This is a genomic window from Pseudomonas sp. BN417 (genome assembly GCF_029871205.1).
Lineage (GTDB): Bacteria > Pseudomonadota > Gammaproteobacteria > Pseudomonadales > Pseudomonadaceae > Metapseudomonas.
The window spans coordinates 41,333-62,963 of sequence record NZ_SSOJ01000128.1 but is presented as its reverse complement, the minus strand read 5'-3'; the positions used below and the strand labels follow the sequence as shown (position 1 = coordinate 62,963).

The window sequence follows — 21,631 nt, the reverse complement described above, 5'->3', positions numbered from 1 at the left end:
GCGCACCTGCCCCCGGAGAGGCCGCAGGGCGAACCTGCGGTCCGCTAAGCGATTGAAATCGCCCCCACAATGATCGGGGCCACTCCCGTGGAAGATGGCTCGGCCCGGGCCTTTGCTCTTCGTGGGGGCGAATTCATTCGCGAAGGGCAGCGCAGCTGCCCCTGAGCGGCTGGGTCAGGTCAACGGATTCGCGTCCGTTTTCAGGATAGTCTGAATGAGCGCCAGTGCCGCGTGGAAGTCCAGTCGATCCATGGCCACGTCCAGCGCGATCAACTTATCGCTGCCCAATTCGGCGAGCAGGGCGGCTCGCATGCGGTCGTAGTGTTGGCAGGCATCCAGATTCTGTTGCTGCAGCAGGGTGCAAAGCTCTTCCAGCTCGGCGGGTTCGATATCCGTCGGGGCAGGTGTGCTGGTTGCCGACCTTCCTTCCCGTGCGAGCCATCGTTCTGCGGCAGCCAGTGTGGCTTGCAGATCCTCTTCGACCAGAGGGAGCAACGCCTCGACGCGTGCATGGTCGTTGTCGTGGATGGCCTGTTCGATCTGCAGGGCCGTGGCGGCGAAACGCTGTGCACCGAAATAACCCAAGGACCCACGCAAGGTGTGAAACGACCTGGCCGCATCGCGAAGCCGACCTTCTTGCCAGGCGAGTTGCGCATCGGCGATCGGGCCGATGCCGTTGCTCACGATCTTCCTGATCAAGGCAATGAGGGTGTCGACGTAGTTCTGGTCGTCATTGCCGGCGCTGAGTAACGGGCCGACGTCAAAGACTGCAAGGTCGTCGATCACCGGTGTCGAGGCCGTTTGCACCTTGGACGATGCTGGCGCAGCAGGGGCGGGGAGGGCGGCAGGCAGGTGCTGGCGGATGGTGGCCAGCATCTGATCGGCATCGATGGGTTTGGCGATGAAGCCGTCCATCCCGGCCGATAGGCACTGCTCACGTTCGTAGCTCAATACTCCCGCGGAAATGGCCAGCACCGGCAGCGCCAGTTGCAGTTCACTGCGGATGGCCCGGGTGGCGGATATGCCATCCATCACCGGCATGTGCACATCCATGAGCACCAGTTGGTAACGCGCCGGATCGGCGCTCAACCTGTCGAAGGCCTGCTGGCCATTCTCGCTGACTTCCACGCTTGCGCCGGCGTGTTCCAGTATGCCCTTGGCGACGAACTGGTTCAGGGCGTTGTCTTCCACCAGCAGCAGATGGACGCCTTGCAATGGTTTGCCTGATGCGGGAGTCACGATTTCGTCACGGCTGGACGGCTTCAGTTTGGCGCGTGCGGCCTGCGCCTCGTGCAGGGTGTCGAACAGGTTGGAGCTGGTCACGGGCTTGACCAGTACGGCATCCATTTCTGCCGCCTCGGGGGCCTGCATGAGCGTGCTGTGATCATAGGCACTGACCATGATGACAGTGGCGATGGCTCGGCCCGGGAGTTGCGCCCGAATCGCCTGCAGCGTGCACAAGCCGTCCATTTCGGGCATCTGCCAATCGGCAATGACCACATCGAAGAATTCGCCGCGCTGGGCCAGTGCACGTACCCGCTCCAGCGCTTCCTTGCCTGAGGCCACGCCATCGGCCTGCCAGTGCCAGGCGGCGATCGCCTTGCCCAGGTAGTCGCGACTGGTCGGGTTGTCGTCGATGACCAGGATACGCAGATCGCCGAGGGCGTTTCGCGACCGGGTGGTGATGTCGCTGGCCAGGCCAGTCTGCAGCGCGAACGGGAGCACCACCTGGAACTCGCTGCCGCTGCCAACCTTGCTTGCGAGGCTGATGGTTCCGCCCATGAGGGATACCAGCCGCTTCGAAATCGCCAGCCCCAGGCCCGTGCCACCAAAGCGGCGGGCGATGGAGCTGTCAGCCTGGGTAAAGGGCGCGAACAGGCGCGCCTGCTGCTCGGCGGTTATGCCGATGCCGGTATCGCGAACGCGGAAGCACAGTTGGACGGTCTCGCCCTCGCAGCCCACCCGCTGCACCACTAGAGCGACCTCCCCGTTTTCAGTGAACTTGATGGCATTGCCGACCAGGTTGACCAGCACCTGCTGCAAGCGCTGCGCGTCACCGATGAAGGCGAGCGGCACACCGGGCTCGACCCCGATCACCAACTCCAGGTCCTTGTGCGCGGCGTTGACGGACATCACCGTGGCCAGCGCACTGAGCACATCGTCCAGCCGGAACGGCGCTGGCGAGATCGCCAGATGCCCGGCTTCCAGCTTGGAAAAGTCCAGTACGTCATTGAGAATCACCAGCAGGGATTCGCCTGCACCCCGGAGCATCTGCAGGTACTTGCGCTGGTCGGTGGAGAGGACCGTGCTCGATAGCAGCTGGGTGATGCCCAGCACGGCGTTCATCGGGGTGCGGATCTCGTGGCTCATGCTGGCGACGAATTCGCTTTTCGCACGGCTGGCCACTTCCGCGCGTTCCATGGCATTGCGCAGTTGCTGTGCTGCTTCCTTCTCCTGGCTGATGTCCTTGGCGATGCCGAGAAAGCCGACGATCTCCTCGGCAGAGTTCCGTACGGCGGTGACCGTGAGCTGCACCGGAAGCCGCGAACCATCCTGGCGCACGTAGGTCCATTCGCGTGTTTCGGCACGACTTCGACGGGCGATGGCGACCAGCGCGTCGAAGCCATTTACTGGAGCATCCAGCTGCTGGCTCAACTCGGCGGCGCGAGCGTCCACCTCCTCGCGAATATGCAGCACGGACAGACTCTGGCGATCGACGAGGTCGGCGTCGCGATAGCCGAGCATTCGCTCCGCCCCGGTGTTGAAGATCTTGATGGTCCCACTGACATCGGTCGCGATGATCGCGAACTCGCTCGCCGCATCGACCAGGGTGCCAAAGCGGATCTCGGATTCGGTGAACGCGACGGTCAACTGCTCGGCGAGAGCCTTGGCGTCTTCTCGCAATGTGGTCAGGTTCCGCACCACGAAGAAAAGCAGCAGGCTGATGAGCGAGCCGCCAATCAGCACCACAACCGATTTCTGGCGGTCTATCGACGCTTCGAAGGCCGGCAGCGTCGTGGCCTCGAGTGTCCATTGGTGCTCGGCCAGCGGGATGGTGGTCTGGCGGGTGAGCGGGGTGGGATACTCGGCCTGCTGCTTGGCCGACAGCGTGCCGTTGGAGTACATCCGGGCAGACTCGTCGGTCGTCTCGCCATCGTAGATCCGCAAGGCGAGCTCGACGTTCCTTCTGCCGAGCGTGCCAGCCATGAAATCGTTGATCCGGAACGCGCTATAGACGAAGCCCTGCAGGGCCGCGCTGCGTTCGGCCGGCGTCTCCAGCGGCAGTCCCGCGCGGTAGATCGGCAGATACAGCAGGGCACCGTTCTGCACGTCGTCATCGGTTTCCTGCACCAGCCGGACCTTTCCCGAGAGGGTGGCCCGGCCGGATTCCCTTGCGTGGACCAAGGCGACGCGTCGCACCGACTCGGTGAGCATGTCGAAACCGAACGCGCGCAGGTTGCGCCCGGTGAACGGCTCGAGATACATGACCGGGATGTATTCCGCGCGCTCGCCGACGGGCCAGACTCGAAAGTCCGGGAAACCTTCGTTTCGTACTCTGTTCTCCACCCCTGCCTTGCGCTCTGCGATGAAGTATTCGGCGTATCCGATGCCCTGGATGCCGGGATAGGTCTGTGTGACTTCCTGGGCCATCACGAATTGCCGCCATTCCTCGCGCGTGACCGAGTTGGATGCGCGGAACAGGCCCTGGCCGCTGCGCAGCACCTGCTCATAGGTTTTCAGGCGTTCGCCGATTCGCTGCTGGATGTCGTTCACCAGGAAGCTGAACCGCTCCTCGGCCCGGGCCTGGGTTCCCGACGCCACGAAATGCCAGGCCATTACCGTCAGGCCGAGGCTGACCAGCAGCGCTACCCATTGCGGGCGGACCTGACGAAATGGCACTGCGGCCAATGGCCCCGGCATGGCCCGTGCCCGCTCGGCGAGGTCGGCGGCCAATAGCAGGCCGGTGACGCTGGCGAGGGCGATGAATACTTCGAGGGTCAGCAGGGACTGGTTCAGCGTGCCGGTGGCGAAGGGGCCGTAACCCTGCGTCGTGCTCAATACGGCGCTACCGGTGACCAGCACCAGGACCACCGTGACCCCGCGCAGTCCGTAGCGATAGGCGGTCCAGGCCATGGCCGGCAAGAGCAGATACACCAGGGCCCTATGCCCGGCATCGCTGGGGAGCTGCTCGCCGAACAAGGCCAGAAGCGCCAGTGCGAGCACCAGGACCGAGAGTGTGATTTCGACCAGGGACCTCGTCGGCCCGGCCGGCCCGGATCGGGTGGCCCAGCACAGCAGCAGGGGCGCCAGCGTGATGATGCCGGCTGTATCGCCCATCCACCAGGTGGTGAAGATGACCGACTGCGCGGCCTCTGGCGCAATGCCGCCGAGGATCAGGCTACTGGTGCCGATGCCGGCACCGACCATGCACATCAGCAGGGCGATCAGCACGAACTTGGCGATTGCCAATGGTGAGGCCAGGAGTTCGCCGGACTTCACCCAGGCGCGCAGGAGATGACAACCCAGCACCGCTTCGAGGGTGTTGCCGATGGCAATGGCCGAAGAGACCACGATCGCGGTGTTGCCAGGGGCGACGTGATTCGCGGCGAACTCGGCATAGTTGGCGGCAAAGGCGCCAATGGCGATCCCTGGCAGCAGGCGGTAACCAAACAGCAGCAGAGCGGTCAAGGCGATGCCCGAGGGTGGCCAGACCGGCGATGCATTGGTATCGGCAAAAGCCAGCAGGAGCCCGAGCCGGGCTGCTGCGTAGTAAATCGCGGCCAGGACAAGGACGGTGAACAGCCATTTGAGGCTGGTTGCCAGGTGCAGCGCGCTATGCCGCATGGGGTGAGTCCCTTTCGATCCGTATGGCGATCATGGCCACTGGTATACCGTGGCGCGGTCGCGGCCATCGGTCTTCGCCTGGTATAGCGCCTTGTCGGTCGCCTCAATCAGCTGCTGCATGGAACCCTGCACGGGCGGCGCCAATGAGGCTATGCCGACGCTGATGGTCACCATGGGCGCGGTAGCCGAATAGTGATGGTCGATCCGTAGCTCCCGGACGAGCTCGCAGAGCCACCCACCGTATTTTTCGGCACCAAGGGCGTCGGTATGGGGCAGGATGACTGCAAACTCTTCGCCGCCGTAGCGCGCCACCAGTTCACCCGGGCGGCGGGAGACGGTGTTGATGGCCTTGGCCACGCTTTGCAGGCAGACATCGCCCTGCGGGTGGCCGTAGTGATCGTTGTAGGCCTTGAAATGGTCGACGTCGATGAGCGCCACGGCCAAGGGCAATCGCTGCCGCCGATGCCGCTCGAACTCCAGCGACAGAGCTTCATCGAAGTAGCGGCGGTTGTACAACCCGGTCAAGCCGTCACGGTTGGCGAGCTGGCGCATCTGGGTCGTCTGTCGTTGCAACCGCAGGTGCGTCTGAACCCGAGCCCGCACCACGGGCGGATTGAACGGCTTGGTGATGAAATCCACCGCACCGGCCTCCAGCGCCCTGATCTCACACTCCATGCCGGTGTTGGCGGTGACGATGATGACAGCGCAATCCTGGGTGGCCGGATCGTTTTTCAGCACAGCACAGACCTCGTAGCCGTTCATGCCGGACATCTCGACATCCAGCAGGATCAAGGTCGGCTGCTGCTGTTGCGCCAGCCGTATACCCGTTTCCCCGCTGGTGGCGAACAGGATCTGTCCCTGATCCTTGAGCATGCTGCTCAGCAGGCGAATGCTATCGGCGCTGTCGTCGATGATCAGGATCACGCTCGGTCCATCGTCAAGCCCAGACATAAGGGCATCCCTTTTGCGAAGTTTGCTGGCGGTTTCGACTGAATCGCCAGGCGCATTGTAGTTGTTGTTCTGTGAGCGTAGGGACCGGCTTCATACCCTTTGCCACTGTCGCCTGACCCGCCCCCAGCAGGGTAATGCCTGCCGGAATGCCTTGGTAGAGCTCGTGAGGCGGTATTCACACGGTAGCAAAAAAGGGGCTGGTCCATCATTCCTGCTCCACGAGTCTCCCCCGCAAGCCATCTGGAGGTGCAACCGCTTCGTGGACGGGCGCCGCGTTCGATGTATCGCTGTGTATCCGGCCCCGGCGCGCGGCGACTGGCTTACAAATGCTCCTGGCGGCGGATACGTCGTGGATACATGGCTACGGCGAAATGGCCACACCCGATCGAGGACCGCCCAGGCGCCTCGCTCCAGGGTTCCAAGGCCGTTTTGGCATGACCCGCGCGGTCTGGCCGCGCCCAGTATCCGGAGAAACACCATGTCCCGTTCCCATATCTCGAACAAGACCCGTATCGGCCTGATCGCTGTCGCCCTGGCCGGCGGCATCAACCTCGCCTCATCCACCGCCTTCGCCGTGGAGGCGTTGCCCCAGGGCTACCTGCTGGCTGCTGCCGACAAGGCGGGTGAAGGCAAGTGTGGCGAAGGCAAGTGTGGTGCCGCCGAGGCCAGCGACAAGGCCACCAACGCCGAAGGCAAATGCGGGGAAGGCAAGTGCGGTGCCGCCGAAGCCAGCAGCGCCAAGGCGGCCGAAGGCAAGTGCGGTGAAGGCAAGTGCGGCGACGCCTCCTTCGCCCGTACCGACACCGATGACGACAGCCGCGTTTCGCTCAAGGAACTCCTGGCCGTGGCCCCGAAGGGTGGTGCGGAATTCAAGGCGATGGACACCAACGCGGACGGCTTCCTCTCTGAGGGCGAGGTCTACAAGTTCCGCACCAACCAGTACATCTCCAACGGTAAGAAAGTCCCCACTGAGCTGTTCACCAAGCTGAGCCAGGCGAAGAACTGATTCGACATCGATGGTCCATCCTCCCTGTGCCCGTGGCCGGGGAGGGTTCCACTCCCTGGAGAATGCCCATGACCACTGCCTCCTTCCCCCATGGTGCGGGCCTCGGCTTGCGCCGCGCATTGCTGCCGGAACTGCTGGCGATGGATGCCGGTGCCGTGGATTTCCTGGAATGCACACCGGACAACTGGATCAAGGTCGGTGGCCGCCATGGTGACGGCCTGGCGCGCCTCGCCGAGCGTTTCCCGCTGGCCTGCCACGGACTGTCGCTGTCCCTTGGCGGTCCGGCACCGCTGGATCGCGAGCTGCTGCGGCGCACCCGCGATTTCCTCGACAGTCATAAGGTGGCGTTCTTCAGCGAGCACCTGAGCTATTGCTCGGACGACGGACAGCTCTACGACCTGCTGCCGCTGCCCTTCACCGACGAAGCGGTACACCATGTCGCCGCGCGCATCCGCCAGGCACAGGATGCCCTGGGGCGGCGCATCGCGGTGGAGAACATTTCCTACTACGCCGCGCCCTACCAGGCGCTGCAGGAGATCGATTTCCTCCGCGCGGTACTGGAGGAGGCCGACTGCGACCTGCTGCTGGACGTCAACAACCTCTACGTCAACTCGATCAACCACGATTACGACGCCACCGAGTACCTGGCTGCGCTTCCGCTCGAGCGAGTCGTGTACATGCATGTGGCCGGCCATTACGACGAAGCGCCGGACCTGAAGATCGATACCCACGGCGCCAGGGTCAAGGGTGACGTCTGGGCCTTGCTGGAACAGGCCTACCAGCGCTTCGGTGCGCTGCCGACCCTGCTGGAGCGCGACTTCAACTTCCCGCCCCTGGCGGAACTGCTGGGCGAGGTCGAGCAGATTCGCGTGCGGCAGCAGGCAGCCATCGCATGGCCGGAGGTGCGTCGTGCATGAGGTACTGCAAGACCAGCTCATGAGCATGGCGCGCTATGTGCGCGACCCGCAGCACAACGCGCCGCCGCCCGGTATCGAGGCGCGGCGCCTGGCGGTGTACCGGCAGTTGTTCTTCGGCAATGTGGAATCCCTGTTGTCCGGCGGCTTCCCGGTGCTTAGCGCCAGCCTCGGGCCGAAACGCTGGCAGGCGCTGATCGAGTCCTTCTACGCCGACTACCGCTGTCAGACGCCCCTGTTCACCGAAATTTCCGGGGAGTTCGTCGATTATCTGGCGGAGGGCGGAGGGGACGCCCTGGACCTGCCGCCCTGGGTGGTGGAACTTGCCCACTATGAGTGGGTGGAGGCCGCGCTGCTCCTGAGCGACCAGCGCGAGCCCGGCCACGACCCCGAGGGCGGCCTGCTCGAAGGGGTTCCGCTGCTGTCGAACCTGGCCTGGCCGCTGGCCTACCAGTGGCCGGTGAGCGAAATCGGCCCCGACTACCTGCCGCATGAGGCCCCGGAGCAACCGACCCTGCTGCTGGCCAGTCGCGGTAGCGACCTGAACGTGCATTTCTCGCGCCTGGCGCCCCTGGCCCATGCGCTGCTCGATTCGCTTCAGGCGCAGCACTGGACTGGCCACCAGCACCTGCAGGCGCTGGCCGAAGCCCTCGGTGCCGACAGCGCCAGCATCCTGCCGCAGGGTCTTGCCTTGCTGGAAAACCTGCGCGCGCAGGGCGTGGTGCTCGGCACCCGCGCCCTGCGTGCAACCTGACGCCGGCTCCCGCCGGCACTATCCCGTACTCCCCAAGGAGACTCAGCGTGACAGATACCCTGGATAACATCATTTACACCGCTCAAACCCGCACCACCGGGGGTCGCGATGGACGCGGCGCATCCTCTGACGGCGAGTTGGATGTACGCCTGAGCAAGCCCGGCTCGGGGCGTCCGGGCAGCAATCCCGAGCAGCTGTTAGGCGTTGGCTGGTCGGCCTGCTTCATCGGTGCCCTGCATCGCGCCGGTCAGAGCTTCGAAATCCGCCTGCCGGAAGATGTGGCGGTGGCCGCCGAGGTGTCGCTGGGCACCGCCGTCGGCGGCGGTTTTGCCCTGGCGGCCAAGCTGACCGTTGAGCTGCCCGGGCTGGCGACCGAGGACAAGGCGCGGCTGGTGGAGGCAGCGCACCAGCTCTGCCCGTACTCCAAGGCCACGCGCGGCAATATCGAGGTGACGTTCGATATTCCCTGATTGGCTTGTACGGAGACCGAAGCCCGCGCGCCCTTCCAGGCGCGCGGGCTTTCTGGTTTTTGTGGGAGTGAATTCATTCGCGAAGGGCGGCGCAGTTGCCCCCTGAGACGCCAAAGGGCGAACCTGCGGTCCGCTTCGCGATTGAAATCGCCCCCACAATGGTTGGTGCTTCCACCTGCGGGAAATGGCTCGGCCCGGGCTTTCTGCTCTTTGTGGGGGCGAATTCATTCGCGAAGGGCGGTGCAGTTGCCCCCTGAGAAGCCGAAGGGCGAACCTGCGGTCCGCTTTCGCGATTGAAATCGCCCCCACAATGGTCGGTGCCACCCCGTGGAAGACGGCTCGGCCCGGGCTTTTTGCTCTTCGTGGGGGCGAATTCATTCGCGAAGGGCGGCGCAGCTGCCCCCTGAGAAGCCGAAGGGCGAACCTGCGGTCCGCTTTCGCGATTGAAATCGCCCCCACAATGATGGGTGCCCCCGGTGGAGGATGGCTCGGCGTGGGCTTTCTGCTTTTTGTGGGGGCGAATTCATTCGCGAAGGGCGGCGCAGCTGCCCCCTGAGAAGCCGAAGGGCGAAGCTGCGGTCTGCTGTCGCGATTGAAATCGCCCCCACAGTGTTGGGTGCCCCCGTGGAAGATGGCTCGGCGTGGGCTTTCTGCTCTTCGTGGGGCCAATGAAAAAGCCCGCGCATCCGTTGGGAGCGCGGGCTTTTCCTGCTTGACGGGGTCAGGCCTTGCGGCGCAGCAGGGCATCCAGGCTGAAGCGCCCGGCGCCCTTGAGCAGCAGGGGCAACAGCGCCACCAGGTAGATCAGCGGCAGCTTGTAGTTGCCGAAGCCCTTATCGCTGATGGAGTAGCCCAGGGCGAGCTCCGACAGACTCGACCAGTGCGCCGGCCAGTGTACGGCGGCGATGGCCACCAGGGTCAGCACCATCAGCACTAGAGTGGCGAAGCGGGTACCGAGGCCGAGCAGCAGGAGAACGGGCGCGATCAGCTCGGCCCACATCGACATCTGCCAGCTCAGGTCGGCCGGGAGCAGGTTGAAGGGGAACGGGAAGGCGGACTGGATATCAACGAACCAGTTCTGGCCATTCCATTTCTCCAGGCCGGACTCGAAGAACTCCCAGGCGAGGAACAGGCGCAGCGGCAGGTCGGCGCTCCAGGCACCGACACGGTCGAGTTGATTGAAGGCGAACTTGAACGGGGAGGATGCAATGCTGGTCATGGGCCGGCTCCTTCGAGCTGGGCGCATCGGCGGGATGCCGTTGCTCTTGTGCCCATGCTGGCAAGGGGGCTTGTCCCGGGTGTGTCTGCCGCAGCCCGTCGTGTATCGCTGTGTACCTTGCCTCAGGCGCTGGCACCGAGCTCCAGTTGTGCGCAGAGGCCGCCGCTGTCGCGATTACGCAGGGTCAGGCGGCCGCCCAGGGCCTGGCTCAGCTGCAGGGCGATGGCCAGGCCGAGGCCCGTCCCGCCGGTGCTGCGGTTGCGTGAGCTCTCCACCCGATAGAACGGCTTGAACACCTCTTCCAGTTCCTCTTCGGCGATGCCCGGCCCATTGTCCAGCACCTGCAGCTGTACCTTGCCCTGTTCATCGCGTTGCACTTCCACCCGGGCGCTGCCACCGAATTTCAGGGCGTTGTCGATCAGGTTGGTGAGTACCCGGCGCAAGGCATGGGGACGGGTTTCCAGCAGCGCGCCACTGGAACCGCCGAAGCTCACCGCCTGGCCGCTGTCCTGATAGTCGCAGACCAGGCTATCGAGGAAGGCGTCGAGGTCCACTCGGCACAGGGCCTCGCTGCTGCCGTCCATGCTGCGCGCGTAGGCCACGCCTTCGCGCACCAGGTGCTGCATTTCGTTCAGGTCGCTCCACAGGCGTTCCCGTTCCAGCGAGGCGTCCATCTGCTCGACCCGCAGTTTCATCCGCGTGATGGGGGTCTGCAGGTCGTGGGAAATGGCGGCCAGCAATTGCATGCGTTCCTTCAGGTACGCGCCGATGCGTCCCTGAAGCGCGTTGACGGCGCGGGCGGCGTAGGCCACTTCCCGTGGGCCGCGATCGTCCAGCACCGGGCCGGAAGCGTCCGGGTCGAGATGGTCGACGGCCTGGGCCAGGCGGGTCAGCGGACGGACTGCCAGGCGCACTGCCAGCCAGGTGCAGAACAGCAGCAGCGCCAGTTGTAGCACCAGGACCAACGGCAGCCACCGGGCCACCGGGATGGGGCCAGGGGTGACGTCCACCGTCAGCGGGCGACCATCGCTCAGCACCAGGTGCGCCTGGAAGTGGGAGATCGGTCCGGGAATGTTCTCGAAACGAAGGGCGTAGCGTTCGCCGATGGCCCGTTCGATGGAGGTGGCGGCCATATGGGCCTGGTGCATATCCATGGGCACGCCGGGCTGGCCTTCGTCGAGCCGATAGCGGTAGTTGCGCCGCTCCAGCAACGCAAGCCAGGTGGCGCGCTCCTCCGCCGGCAGGCGATCGATCAGGGCCACGGCGGTGCTGACGTCGTGCTCCAGGTTGCCGAGCATGACATTGCGCCCGGTCTGGTAACGCTCGTAGAACTGCGAGCTGAACGACAACCCGTAGGCCAGCACCAGGCCGGTGAAGAAGATCAGCGCCAGGCGTGCGGCCAGGGTCTGCGGCCAGCGGGGCAGGGCCATCACGCCCTCGGCTCGAGCAGTTGCACGGGCAGGGCGAAGACATAGCCCTCGTTGCGCACCGTCTTGATGCAGGCCGGCTCGCGGGCGTCGTCCTGCAGGCGCTGGCGCAGGCGGCTCACCAGCAGGTCGATGGAGCGGTCGAAGACGTCCGCCTCGCGACCCTGGGTCAGGTTCAGCAACTGCTCGCGGCTGAGCACCCGTTGCGGATGGTCGAGGAACACCCGCAACAGGCGGTATTCGGCGCCGCTCAGGGCGACCAGGGTGTCGTCGGTGTCCAGCAGGTGCCGCGCGGTAGTGTCCAGGCGCCACTTGCCGAAGCCGATCAGCCGACTGCTATCGCTGATCTGCAGGTTCGGCGGCAGCATGCGCGTGCGCCGCAGCACGGCGTTGATCCGCGCTAGTAGCTCGCGGGCCGAGAAGGGTTTGGTCAGATAGTCGTCGGCGCCCATTTCCAGGCCGATGATGCGGTCGGTCTCCTCGTTGCGGGCGGTGAGCATCAGCACCGGCGTGGCCTTGTGCTTGCCCACGCGCAACTCGCGGCACAGGCGCAGGCCATCGTCGCCGGGCATCATGATGTCGAGCACGATCAGGTCGACCACGTTGGCTTCGAGAAAGGCACGCATCTGCCGGCCGTCCGCGGCCAGGCTGACGCGCAGGCCGTTCTTCTTCAGGTAATTACCGACCAGCTCGCGGATTTCCCGGTCGTCGTCGACGATCAGGATGTGATCGATATGCTCCATGGGAGGTCCTCGCTCAGGTATCCGGGGCTAGTGTATCGGGCCCGCGCGCGCTTGCCCGCTGCCCTTTGTATTGCAGTGTATCCAGCGTCGGCCTGATACCTGCGCTTGCACGGCCGGCGCGCGTATCCGTCTGTATCCGGGACAGCCGCCGACACCTTGCGCGGCAATGGCCGCTGACGCCGGACATATCGGCGATACCTCCCGCCACTGAAATGGGCACCCTGCGGATGCCGTGGCGCATCCGTTCGCATACTCACTATCTTGCCCATACGAGGTGCCCCATGCTGCTCGTCGCCTTTCTCGGCGGGGTGCTGACCCTGCTCAGCCCCTGCATCCTTCCCGTATTGCCGCTGTTGCTATCGCGTGCCGGTGGTCCGGCCTGGTCGCCACTCATGACTCTGGCCGGCCTGGCCTCGGGCTTTGCCGTGCTGGCAAGCCTGGCGGTGGTTTCCAGTGCGTGGGTGATCGAGGCCAGCCAATGGGGCCGCTACCTGGCGCTGGGCCTGCTGGCCGTATCGGCGCTGGCCTTGCTCTCCGCTCGTTTCGGTACCTGGGTATCGCGGCCCTGGCTGTGGCTGGGCGATCGGCTGCAGGGTGATGCCCGCCGGCTGTCCCCGGCACTGTCGGCTTGGTTGATGGGGTTCGCCGCAGGTCTGCTGTGGGCGCCCTGTGCCGGCCCCATCCTCGGGCTGATCCTTTCCGGCGCCATGCTCAACGGGCCGAGCGCTTCCACCAGTCTCTTGCTGCTGAGCTTCGGGCTGGGCAGTGCCGTGGCGCTGGGGGCCGTGGTCTTCCTGGGCCGTGGTTTGTACCAGCGCCTGCGGCCGTCGTTGCACCTGGTGGAATGGCTGCGGCGCGGCGCCGGCGCCTTGGCCCTGCTGGCGGTCGTCGGTATTGCCAGCGGTACCAGTGCCCAACTGGCCGGCCTCGGCTCCTCGCGGCTGGTCACCGGGTTGGAGCGCAAGGTGGTCGAGGGTGTGCCGGCCTTGCTGGAGCAGTTGGTGGGCAGTGCCCGCGCCGACAGCATCGAGCAGCTGCCGGACCTGGGCCCAATGCCTTCGCTGGAGGGTGCCACCCAGTGGCTCAACGGCCCGTCGCTCGGCAACGAAGACCTGCGCGGCAAGGTGGTGCTGGTGGACTTCTGGACCTACGACTGCATCAACTGCCGCAATAGCCTGCCGTACGTGAACCAGTGGGCCGAGCGCTACGCCGACCAGGGCCTGGTGGTGATCGGCGTGCACACGCCCGAGTATCCCTTCGAGCGGATCATCGACAACGTTCGCGAGGCGACCGTTCGCCTGGGCGTCAAGCACCCGGTGGCCATCGATAACCAGTACCGCATCTGGAATGCCTTCACCAACCAGTACTGGCCGGCACATTACTTCATCGATGCCAAGGGACGAGTCCGCCATCTGCACATAGGCGAGGGCGATTACGAAGAGCAGGAGGCCATCATCCAGCAGTTGCTGCGGGAAGCCGGGGAGGGCGGCGCTCACTGACCATCTGCGGATGAACGCGCGGCGCGCCGGGGTGGCACGCTTGAGCCTGGCGATGAAGGCCTTGGGAATCCCGTGGCCGAAATGCTAGGTTCCCCCACCCCATTCATCAGCAAAGGACGACATCGATGCGCCCGATAGGAAAGTTCTGCGCACGGCTGCTCCTGATTGCCTGCGCTTGCCCGCTTGGCAACTTCGCGATGGCGGGTGCCGGACCGCGTGAAATCGACGCCACCGTGCAGCAGGCCGCCCGCGCGGTCATGCAGCAGTACGGCATTCCGGGCCTGGCCATCGCGGTGACCGCCAACGGCGAGCAGCGGTTCTACAACTACGGCGTTGCGTCCCGGGAAATCCGGCAAGCCGTCACGGCCGATACGCTTTTCGAAGTCGGCTCGGTCAGCAAGACGCTGACCGCCACCCTGGCCACCTATGCCGAGGCCCGCGGGCGGTTGTCGCTCACCGACAGCCCCGGCAAGTACCTGCCACAGCTCCAGGGGAGCAAGCTCGACCAGGTGACGCTGATCAACCTGGCCACCCATACCGCCGGCGGCTTTCCCCTGCAGGTTCCGGAAGAGATCCGCAACGAACAGCAGCTGATGGACTACTTCAGGTCCTGGCAGCCGCAATTCGCCCCGGGCACCCACAGGACCTACGCCAACCCCAGCATCGGGTTGCTCGGGGTGATCGCGGCGAAGAGCCTGGACATGCCGTTTGTAACGGCGATGGAAGCCGAGCTTTTCCCGAAGCTCGGCATGCGCAGCAGCTATATCGAGGTGCCGGCCAGCGCAATGCCGCGCTACGCCCAGGGCTACAACAAGGAAGATGCTCCGGTCAGGCTGAATCCCGGTGTGCTTGCCGCTGAAGCCTACGGGGTCAGGACCAGCAGCAAGGACCTGCTTCGCTTCATCGAGGCCAACCTCGGCCTCGTCGATACCGGCTCCACGCTGAAACGCGCTATCGCCGCCACCCGGACGGGGTACTTCAAGCTGGGCCCGATGACGCAGGACCTGATCTGGGAACAGTACAGCTACCCGGTGGAACTGGAGGCGCTGCTGGAAGGCAATGGCAGCAAGATGGCCTACCAGAGTCATGCCGTCACGGCGCTGACTCCACCGATGCCGGCCCAGGATGCCGCCTGGGTGAACAAGACCGGCTCGACCAACGGCTTCGGTGCCTACCTGGCCTTCGTGCCGGCGAAGAAGCTCGGCATCGTGGTGCTGGCCAACAAGAACTATCCGAACGAGGACAGGGTTCGGCTGGCCCATGAAATCCTTAGCGAACTGGACTGAGTTCGACTGGCTGATTTTCGGCTCTTCACGAATGGCGGGGGAGGGTCGCACCGGATTGGCAAACCGGTGCTATGGGGCTTTAGGTTCTGTTGTTCAGCTCATTGCCGAGTGGGCTTCGGGTCTCTGTTTCGCTTCGCCGGGCGAGCTTGTGGCACGGCTGGAGGTGCGGAAAAAGTGTCGAGATTCGGCCAGGACTCCCCGATGGGCTGTCCTGGCCAGCCGGCCGAAGTGGCGCCGGCGTTCGTCCACCTGGCCAGCGGGGCTCGTCCTGCATGAGCGCATGTGAATGGCGGGGCGGTGGTCAACGGATGACACGCCTTATCGGCCGCCCAGCAGCAGCGTCCAGTAGATGCCGGCATCACTGCGCGGATTGGTCGCGTAGGCGGCGCCCATCTCCGTGAACATCGGGTTCATCAGGTTAGCGCAGTGTCCGGGGCTGGCCAGCCAGCCTCGCACCGCGCTGTCCGGCGAGCCGTGCCCTGCGGCGATGTTCTCACCCAGCTTTCGGCCGCTGTAGCCGGCGGCCCGCGCGCGATCCTTCAGGCTGCGCCCGTCGCTGTCGCGGTGGGCGAAGAAGTTGTTCCTGGCCATCGCCCGGCTGTGCCCTTCGGCCGCCTCGCTGAGGTTGTTATTCCAGCGTAACGGCGCCGCTGCGGCGAAGGACCTGGCACCGCAGCGCCTTGGCCGCGCCCGTGCCGCGTTCACCAGTGCCAGCACGTCGCGCACCTTGTTCTGGCTACTCCCGGCCTTGCCTTGCGGTTGCGGTCGTGCCAGCACGACGAGCCAGTCGCGCCCTGATTGGCTCACGCCGATATCGACGAACTCTTCCTCCAGCAGCGAGTGGCAATAGCGGTCCGTCAATTGCGCCAGGGCCGCCCGCGCCTCTCGCGGCCCGGTCAGGCGGATGGCCTGCACGTTGGTCGCGCGGTAGCCAGAGCGCTTGAGCGCCGATCGCCAGTCACGGCCAGCGCTCGTCGGCAACGCCAGGCGGCGCTCGGCCTTTAGAGGCGGCCGCGCGCGCACCGTGCGCCCCTCGCAGCGCGCTGGCTGACTGCGGTAGTCGTTGATGGCGCGCACCAGCCGGTTGGCCTCGTCGGCCATGGAGGTAGCAGGGAGTGCCAGGATGGAAAGCAGGGGGAGGGCGGCCAGCTTCAAGGTGAAAGTGCACAGGCGCGAGCGAAACGGCGACATGGAAAGCAGAGGTCCCTTGCAGGTGAGAGGAGTGAGCCGGCGTTGGACAGAGCGCCACTGAAAGGGTTCGCCACCTGCCCGGCACGATCGGACTTTCATTTGAACTTGGGCAACCACGTCCTCAGGACGCGGTCATGAGTCACCGACGCGGCCTGTTACGACTCGATGTGTCTGGATAGAGGGACGGAGCTGATTGGTAGGGTGCGCCGTGCGCACCAAGGGTCGAGCGAGGCCCAGGGGCTGATCCCGCGATCGGTGCGCATGGCGCACCCTACGGTGGGGCAAGTACAGGAGGTAGGCCCCGCCCCCTCGTAAGTGGCGGCCGGACCCTTTGTTGCGAGGCGCGGCAGCTATGCGCCCTGGAGGTTTCCATCCAGCCAGGGGCGGTTCACCTTGCCTGCGTTCGGCGCATCGAGCGCCGTAGGGTTCAGCCCTGGCGCTGGCGCAACTGGATGAACAAGGCCTCGACCTTCTCTCGTGCCCAGGGTGTCTTGCGCAGGAAGGTCAGGCTGGACTTGATGCTGGGGTCGCTCTTGAAACAGCGGATATCGATGCGCTGGGCCAGCCCGTCCCAGCCGTAGTGGGCGACCAGTTCGTTGAGCAGCTTTTCCAGCGTGACGCCATGCAGCGGGTTGTTCGGTGTCTGGGTCATGGCGTGCCTCGATCGATGCTTCGGAAGAAGGCGGCAGCTTAGTGCAGAGGCCGCAGCAAGGCCATTCGCGGATTTCATCCGGGCTACGGTCCATCGATTCCGTCGATGACAAGACTGTCGGTCAATAAACCGGAATGGCTCGCCGAAAGAATCGGCGGGCCATTCGGGCAGTTCGCGTCCGCAGGCTCAGGCCACCGGGATCCGCGGGTCGGCAGCGGCCAGGGCGGTGGCTCGATCGGCCGCCGGAGGATAGATCCACAGGGTGTTGATCTGTGTCTTGAGCGCCTTGGCTTCCTGCTTGACCAGTTTGAGCTGGCGGTCCCACCCCTCGGTGAACACCGCGCCCCAGGCGCCCAGGTCCAGGCAGGTCACGTACTTGGGTTGGCGGTAGGGCATTGGTGGAACGCCCAGCAGCGTTGCCGCGGCGTTGTTCCCCGCATGCCGGCCGAGGGAGATCGCGTGCTGGCAGGACATCAGCGCGAAATTCCCGAGCTCGTCGGTGGCGGCATAGGCGACGTCTCCGGCGGCGAATACCCGGTCCTGGCCGAGCACCTTGAGGTGCTGATCGACGTGCAACCTGCCCTGGGTGTCACGCTCGCCGGTCAGTTGCGCGGTCAGCGGGCTGGCGCGGAAACCGACCGTCCAAATCACCGTTGCGGCCTCGATGCGTCGCCCATCGGCCAGGGTTACGCCGTTGGCGTCCACCGCCGCAACGGTGGCATCGAGCACCCATTCGATGCCCAGGTGTTCCGAGGCTTCGGTGATCGAGGGACGAATCCCGTCGCCCATGGCGGCGGCGATCCGCGGGCCGCGGTCAACCACTATCACGCGGATGTCCTCGGCATCACCGAGCACGGCTTTCAAGCGCGCCGGCATCTCGGTCGCGGTCTCGATGCCGGTGAATCCACCGCCGGCGACCACCACGGTATTGCGGGCGCGGCTGTAGGTTCGGTGCTTGAGGGACGCGAGGTGGTTCTCCAGGCGCACGGCGGCTTCGATCTGGTCGACATCGAAGGCGTAGGCGTCCATGCCAGGCACAGTCGGGCGGACGAGCTGGCTCCCGGTCGCCAGTACCAGGCGGTCGTAACCCAGTTCCCCTTGCCGGCCCTCCTCGTCGGTGTAGCCGACGGTCTGCGCCTGCTCATCGATGTGGCTGGCCGTGCCCTTGACGAAGCGAACGCCCACCGAGTCGAACAACTCGTCCAGCGGCGCGTACATCCGGTGAACGTCCGGCTCGTAGAAGCGCGGACGTATCCGCAGCTCCGCCTGGGGCGCCAGCAGGGTGATATTCACGTCTTCACAATCGTACTTGTCCAGCAGGCGGGCGGCGCTCAAGGCGCTCCAGACCCCTGCGAATCCTGCACCGACAATCAGAATATTTTTCATGGTCTGCTCCGGAAACGAGGTTGGGTGATGTCCACGACAGCAACTTCGAGAGGACAGCGAATTTCGGGGCGCACCTGGGCGCTCCCCGGATCTTCAGGTCAGGTGGTTGCGGGTAACGCGAGGGAGCCCCGGGAGGCTGCGGCGCTTGCGAGTGAGGGGAGGGTTCGGTCGTTGGCACTGCGACAGGCGCTTGAGCGCACTGCGGGATTCGAGATTTTCATTGGATCCATCCCGTACTGTTCTGGGTGATGCGGGGTGGCCTTGGCGGCTCACGGGCAAATCTTCAGTTCTGTCCCGGAACTCCACTACTCGATTCGATTGATAGTTGGTCTTGGGCGAAATGATGGTTCGGCGGGCGATGCGTGCTATGGGCCGAAACCACAAGGGAGGCGCTGCGCATCGACTCGGATCAAGCGCCGGGGAGTGCTGACGCCCGACAGGGAGATCAGTAGTGACGGCTACTTCGTGGATTTCACGCAGCCGTATCGCACCTCCTTGGATGGGGCGTACCCATAGAAGGCGGCGTAGCATTTGCTGAAGTGGCTGGCGGAGGCAAAGCCACAGGCAACGCTGACCTCGGAAACAGGAAGGTCCGAGTATTGGAGCAAACGGCGGCTCTCGGTAATGCGCAACTCCAGGTAGAAGCGCACCGGCGTGGTTCCGAGCTGCTGCTGGAACAGCCTTTCCATTTGCCGCTTGGAGCGACCGACATAGCGGGCGAGCTGGTCTTGGCTCAGGGGCTCTTCGATGTTCGCGCCCATCAGCGTGATGGCATCCCGGACAGGCTCGCTCATTTTCTCGTGCAGCGATGGATGCACTCTTCGATAACGAGACTCCTCGAAGGCCAGGATATCGACTATGGCATCGACCAACCCGCGACCGTGGATCGTCCCGATCCAGGCAAGGACCATGTTGAAGGCACCCGTAGGACTCGCGGCGGTCAGCCGATTGCGATCGACCACATAGCTCTCGCATGTCACCTGGCTGTTTTTCGCTGTCTCGGCCAGAGCGGCCCGATTCTCCGGATGCACTGCGCACTTGTACCCATCGAGCAACCGTGCCTGTCCCAGGAACCATGCGGCATTCCATAGCCCGCCCAGTACGACCCCCTTTTCGTTCGCAACCCGCAGCAAATCCGTGAGCTCAGGTGTTGGTCGCAGCGCCGTCCTCAATCCCCCACAAACCACGAGTAGATCAAGCTCGGGCAAATGGTCGCTGTGCAGTGTGGCGCTCGGGGAAATGACCAGGCCGAGATCACTGGTGACCGACTTGCCGTCCAGGCTGAAGGTTCTCGTTGCGAAGGCGCCCGGCCGGATCAGGTTGGCGGTGACCAGGGTGTCGAGCGCTTGCGTGAACGCTGGAAGGGAAAAAAACTCGAGCAGGACAAAGCCTACTCGAGCATGAGGTAAAGACTCACCTTTCTGTTCACCAACAAATCGGAGGTTGCGTCCCTGCAACGCGTCGCTGAATTGCCTCCGGTCTCTCAATCTTTTCCTCTTTGCATTGCAACAGGCCTCATAAGAATCCAGCCGCCCCGGGCGGCGACGGCAATTACACCGGGGCTGGGCCCCGGTTGCAGGAGAGGCGCCCTGACATTGCCAGGGCGCTCTCGTTTGTGATCACGTGCCACGACTCAGTCGTTCGAACAGTTGATCACGGGTAACCCTTCACTCTCGCTGCGACTCTCCCGGACCGTTGCGGTCAAGCTGTTTTCCCAACCGCACCGAGGCGTCCTGGTTGAGCGTGTTGTCGACTGGTGAAGACGCCGATGAGCAGGATCACCACGGCCAGCGCCATGGTCGAAGTCACCTCTAGACGGTGCTGAGGCATGACGAACATGACGCCCAGGGCGAAGAGGATGAAGGCGATGACGGCCCAGGTCAGCCAGGGGAACAGCCACATCTTGAAGGCGATTTCGGCGTTCTGCTTCTGCAGCATCGAGCGCATGCGCAGCTGGGAGAAGGCGATGACCAGATAGACCAGCAGGGCGATTGATCCGGAGCTGGCCAGCAGGAATGCGAACACCTGGGAAGGCGCGAAGAAGTTCAAGGCAGTTGTCAGCATGCCGATGAGGGTGCTGGCGATGACGGCGGCTCTGGGCACGCCCGCCGCGGATGTCCGCTGGATGAAGGCCGGCGCATCGGAACGCTTGCTGAGCGAGTAGATCATGCGCGAGGAAATGTAGATCGAGGAGTTCAGGCAGCTGGCTACCGCCACCAGTACCACCATGTCGACCAGGAACTTCGCGTAAGGGATGTTCATGATTTCCAGCGCACGCTGGTAGGAGCCTTGCACCGGCAACAGCGGGTCGTTCCAGGGCACGACGGAAATGATGACGAAGATCGACAGCAGATAGAACACGCTGATCCGCCAGATCACCGAGCGGGTGGCTTTGGCGATGTTTTTGGCAGGGTTGCTGGACTCGGAAGCGGCAATGGTCACCGCCTCCGTGCCCATGTAGCTGAACATGGTCGTCAGCAGGGCGCCGATGATCGCGGTCCAGCCATTGGGCATGAATCCACCGTGGTCCACCATCAGGCGCTGCAGGCCGCTTACCTCACGATCGGGCAGGGCGCCGAGGAGTGCGGCGCCGCCCAGGGCGATGAATGCCACGATTGCGATGATCTTGAGCATCGCGAACCAGAACTCGAACTCGCCGTATTTCGCCACGCTGAAGAGGTTGGTGGCGGTCAGCAGCACGGTTACCGTCAGTGCGAAGAACCAGGTCTCGACCTGCGGAAACCAGTTGTTCAGCACAACGCCTGCGGCTATCGCTTCGATGGGGATTACCAGTACCCAGAACCACCAGTACAGCCAGCCAATGGTGAAACCGGCCCACCGGCCGATAGCCCGGTCCGCATAGGTGGAAAAAGAGCCGGTGTCAGGGCTGGCTACCGCCATTTCCCCCAGCATGCGCATCACCAGGACCACGAGGGTCCCGGCCAATGCATACGCCACAATTGCGGCAGGGCCGGCAGACGCGATGGCGTGTCCCGAGCCGACGAACAATCCCGCGCCAATGATGCCGGCGATCGAGAGCATGGTTATATGGCGAGGCTTGAAGCCTTGCGCCAATTCGCCGCTTGCGCTTTCCGCTCTGGTAGTTGTCATTCTGATCTCTTCTCTTGGACTTATTATCGGAGGCGCGAAGCTGCCATCAGGTCGCTGGACAGCTTGGAGTCGGTACTCCGAGCATCTTCCCGTTTCGCCGATCGGCTCAACGGTAAACCAGCGTTGAAACTCACTTCTGGCAGGCATCACGCGAGGCCAACATAGTCCACATGGATT

General features: G+C 64.4%; 16 protein-coding genes and 1 pseudogene. 7 read left to right on the top strand and 10 right to left on the bottom strand.

Annotated features, from left to right (window positions below; genetic code table 11):
- Window positions 1–174: 174 nt before the first annotated feature.
- Together E8F11_RS16650 and E8F11_RS16645 are read right to left on the bottom strand one after the other, a co-directional pair.
- Complete coding sequence (locus E8F11_RS16650; protein ID WP_280289944.1) at window positions 175–4,845, bottom strand: CHASE domain-containing protein; 4,671 nt, start codon at window positions 4,843–4,845, stop codon at window positions 175–177.
- 30 nt (window positions 4,846–4,875) lie between these two features.
- Window positions 4,876–5,769: a diguanylate cyclase gene (locus tag E8F11_RS16645; RefSeq protein ID WP_280289943.1), complete on the bottom strand. Its 894-nt coding sequence runs from the start codon at window positions 5,767–5,769 to the stop codon at window positions 4,876–4,878.
- Window positions 5,770–6,274: 505 nt separating this feature from the next.
- Here E8F11_RS16645 and E8F11_RS16640 point away from each other — a divergent pair.
- The 4 genes from E8F11_RS16640 to E8F11_RS16625 all read left to right on the top strand — a co-directional run bounded on the left by E8F11_RS16640 (window position 6,275) and on the right by E8F11_RS16625 (window position 8,940).
- Window positions 6,275–6,802, top strand: coding sequence for a hypothetical protein (locus E8F11_RS16640; RefSeq protein ID WP_280289942.1), 528 nt, complete (start codon window positions 6,275–6,277; stop codon window positions 6,800–6,802).
- A gap of 68 nt (window positions 6,803–6,870) precedes the next feature.
- Window positions 6,871–7,719: a DUF692 domain-containing protein gene (locus tag E8F11_RS16635; RefSeq protein WP_280289941.1), complete on the top strand. Its 849-nt coding sequence runs from the start codon at window positions 6,871–6,873 to the stop codon at window positions 7,717–7,719.
- Window positions 7,712–8,470 carry a putative DNA-binding domain-containing protein gene (locus tag E8F11_RS16630; RefSeq protein ID WP_280289939.1) on the top strand — a complete coding sequence of 253 codons (759 nt, stop codon included), beginning with the start codon at window positions 7,712–7,714 and terminating at the stop codon, window positions 8,468–8,470. The genes E8F11_RS16635 and E8F11_RS16630 overlap by 8 nt, the downstream gene beginning before the upstream one ends.
- Before the next feature lie 47 nt (window positions 8,471–8,517).
- On the top strand, window positions 8,518–8,940 hold the full coding sequence (locus E8F11_RS16625) for an organic hydroperoxide resistance protein (protein WP_280289938.1): 423 nt from the start codon (window positions 8,518–8,520) through the stop codon (window positions 8,938–8,940).
- Between the two features lie 721 nt (window positions 8,941–9,661).
- Here the strand turns inward: E8F11_RS16625 and E8F11_RS16620 are convergent.
- The 3 genes from E8F11_RS16620 to E8F11_RS16610 all read right to left on the bottom strand — a co-directional run bounded on the left by E8F11_RS16620 (window position 9,662) and on the right by E8F11_RS16610 (window position 12,329).
- On the bottom strand, window positions 9,662–10,159 hold the full coding sequence (locus tag E8F11_RS16620) for a DoxX family protein (protein ID WP_280289937.1): 498 nt from the start codon (window positions 10,157–10,159) through the stop codon (window positions 9,662–9,664).
- A gap of 122 nt (window positions 10,160–10,281) precedes the next feature.
- A complete protein-coding gene (locus E8F11_RS16615) occupies window positions 10,282–11,589 on the bottom strand; it encodes a HAMP domain-containing sensor histidine kinase (RefSeq protein WP_280289936.1) in 1,308 nt (435 codons plus the stop codon).
- The gene (locus E8F11_RS16610) at window positions 11,589–12,329 is read right to left on the bottom strand and encodes a response regulator (RefSeq protein WP_280289935.1); all 741 of its coding nucleotides are present in this window, start codon (window positions 12,327–12,329) and stop codon (window positions 11,589–11,591) included. Before E8F11_RS16610 ends, E8F11_RS16615 begins: the two co-directional genes overlap by 1 nt.
- A gap of 281 nt (window positions 12,330–12,610) precedes the next feature.
- On the opposite strand from E8F11_RS16610, the gene E8F11_RS16605 reads away from it, so the two are divergent.
- The 3 genes and pseudogenes from E8F11_RS16605 to E8F11_RS30190 all read left to right on the top strand — a co-directional run.
- Entirely contained in the window at window positions 12,611–13,828 is a 1,218-nt protein-coding gene (locus E8F11_RS16605) for a redoxin family protein (RefSeq protein ID WP_280289934.1), read from the top strand.
- 197 nt (window positions 13,829–14,025) lie between these two features.
- Complete coding sequence (ampC, locus tag E8F11_RS16600; RefSeq protein ID WP_280289962.1) at window positions 14,026–15,114, top strand: class C beta-lactamase; 1,089 nt, start codon at window positions 14,026–14,028, stop codon at window positions 15,112–15,114.
- Between the two features lie 165 nt (window positions 15,115–15,279).
- Window positions 15,280–15,372, top strand: a pseudogene (locus tag E8F11_RS30190) (NAD(P)-dependent oxidoreductase); the annotation flags it as partial.
- Between the two features lie 60 nt (window positions 15,373–15,432).
- On the opposite strand, the gene E8F11_RS16595 reads toward E8F11_RS30190, so the two are convergent.
- From E8F11_RS16595 to gabP, 5 genes are all read right to left on the bottom strand, one after another.
- Entirely contained in the window at window positions 15,433–16,305 is an 873-nt protein-coding gene (locus E8F11_RS16595) for a CAP domain-containing protein (RefSeq protein ID WP_280289933.1), read from the bottom strand.
- Between the two features lie 427 nt (window positions 16,306–16,732).
- The gene (locus E8F11_RS16590) at window positions 16,733–16,957 is read right to left on the bottom strand and encodes a VF530 family protein (protein ID WP_280289932.1); all 225 of its coding nucleotides are present in this window, start codon (window positions 16,955–16,957) and stop codon (window positions 16,733–16,735) included.
- Window positions 16,958–17,143: 186 nt separating this feature from the next.
- A complete protein-coding gene (locus tag E8F11_RS16585) occupies window positions 17,144–18,343 on the bottom strand; it encodes an NAD(P)/FAD-dependent oxidoreductase (protein WP_280289930.1) in 1,200 nt (399 codons plus the stop codon).
- 458 nt (window positions 18,344–18,801) lie between these two features.
- Window positions 18,802–19,830 (bottom strand): GlxA family transcriptional regulator, encoded by a 1,029-nt coding sequence (locus tag E8F11_RS16580; protein ID WP_280289929.1) that lies wholly within the window; start codon window positions 19,828–19,830, stop codon window positions 18,802–18,804.
- 214 nt (window positions 19,831–20,044) lie between these two features.
- Entirely contained in the window at window positions 20,045–21,454 is a 1,410-nt protein-coding gene (gene gabP / locus E8F11_RS16575; protein ID WP_280289961.1) for a GABA permease, read from the bottom strand.
- Window positions 21,455–21,631 lie beyond the last annotated feature (177 nt).

Excerpts from the sequence above, each read along its gene's own strand:
- E8F11_RS16650 (WP_280289944.1), bottom strand. The coding sequence starts at position 4,845 with ATGCGGCATAGCGCGCTGCACCTGGCAACCAGCCTCAAATGGCTGTTC.
- ampC (WP_280289962.1), top strand. The coding sequence starts at position 14,026 with ATGGCGGGTGCCGGACCGCGTGAAATCGACGCCACCGTGCAGCAGGCC.
- E8F11_RS16595 (WP_280289933.1), bottom strand. The coding sequence starts at position 16,305 with ATGTCGCCGTTTCGCTCGCGCCTGTGCACTTTCACCTTGAAGCTGGCC.
- E8F11_RS16615 (WP_280289936.1), bottom strand. The coding sequence starts at position 11,589 with ATGGCCCTGCCCCGCTGGCCGCAGACCCTGGCCGCACGCCTGGCGCTG.
- E8F11_RS16620 (WP_280289937.1), bottom strand. The coding sequence starts at position 10,159 with ATGACCAGCATTGCATCCTCCCCGTTCAAGTTCGCCTTCAATCAACTC.
- E8F11_RS16590 (WP_280289932.1), bottom strand. The coding sequence starts at position 16,957 with ATGACCCAGACACCGAACAACCCGCTGCATGGCGTCACGCTGGAAAAG.
- E8F11_RS16635 (WP_280289941.1), top strand. The coding sequence starts at position 6,871 with ATGACCACTGCCTCCTTCCCCCATGGTGCGGGCCTCGGCTTGCGCCGC.
- E8F11_RS16640 (WP_280289942.1), top strand. The coding sequence starts at position 6,275 with ATGTCCCGTTCCCATATCTCGAACAAGACCCGTATCGGCCTGATCGCT.
- E8F11_RS16585 (WP_280289930.1), bottom strand. The coding sequence starts at position 18,343 with ATGAAAAATATTCTGATTGTCGGTGCAGGATTCGCAGGGGTCTGGAGC.
- E8F11_RS16605 (WP_280289934.1), top strand. The coding sequence starts at position 12,611 with ATGCTGCTCGTCGCCTTTCTCGGCGGGGTGCTGACCCTGCTCAGCCCC.
- E8F11_RS16610 (WP_280289935.1), bottom strand. The coding sequence starts at position 12,329 with ATGGAGCATATCGATCACATCCTGATCGTCGACGACGACCGGGAAATC.
- gabP (WP_280289961.1), bottom strand. The coding sequence starts at position 21,454 with ATGACAACTACCAGAGCGGAAAGCGCAAGCGGCGAATTGGCGCAAGGC.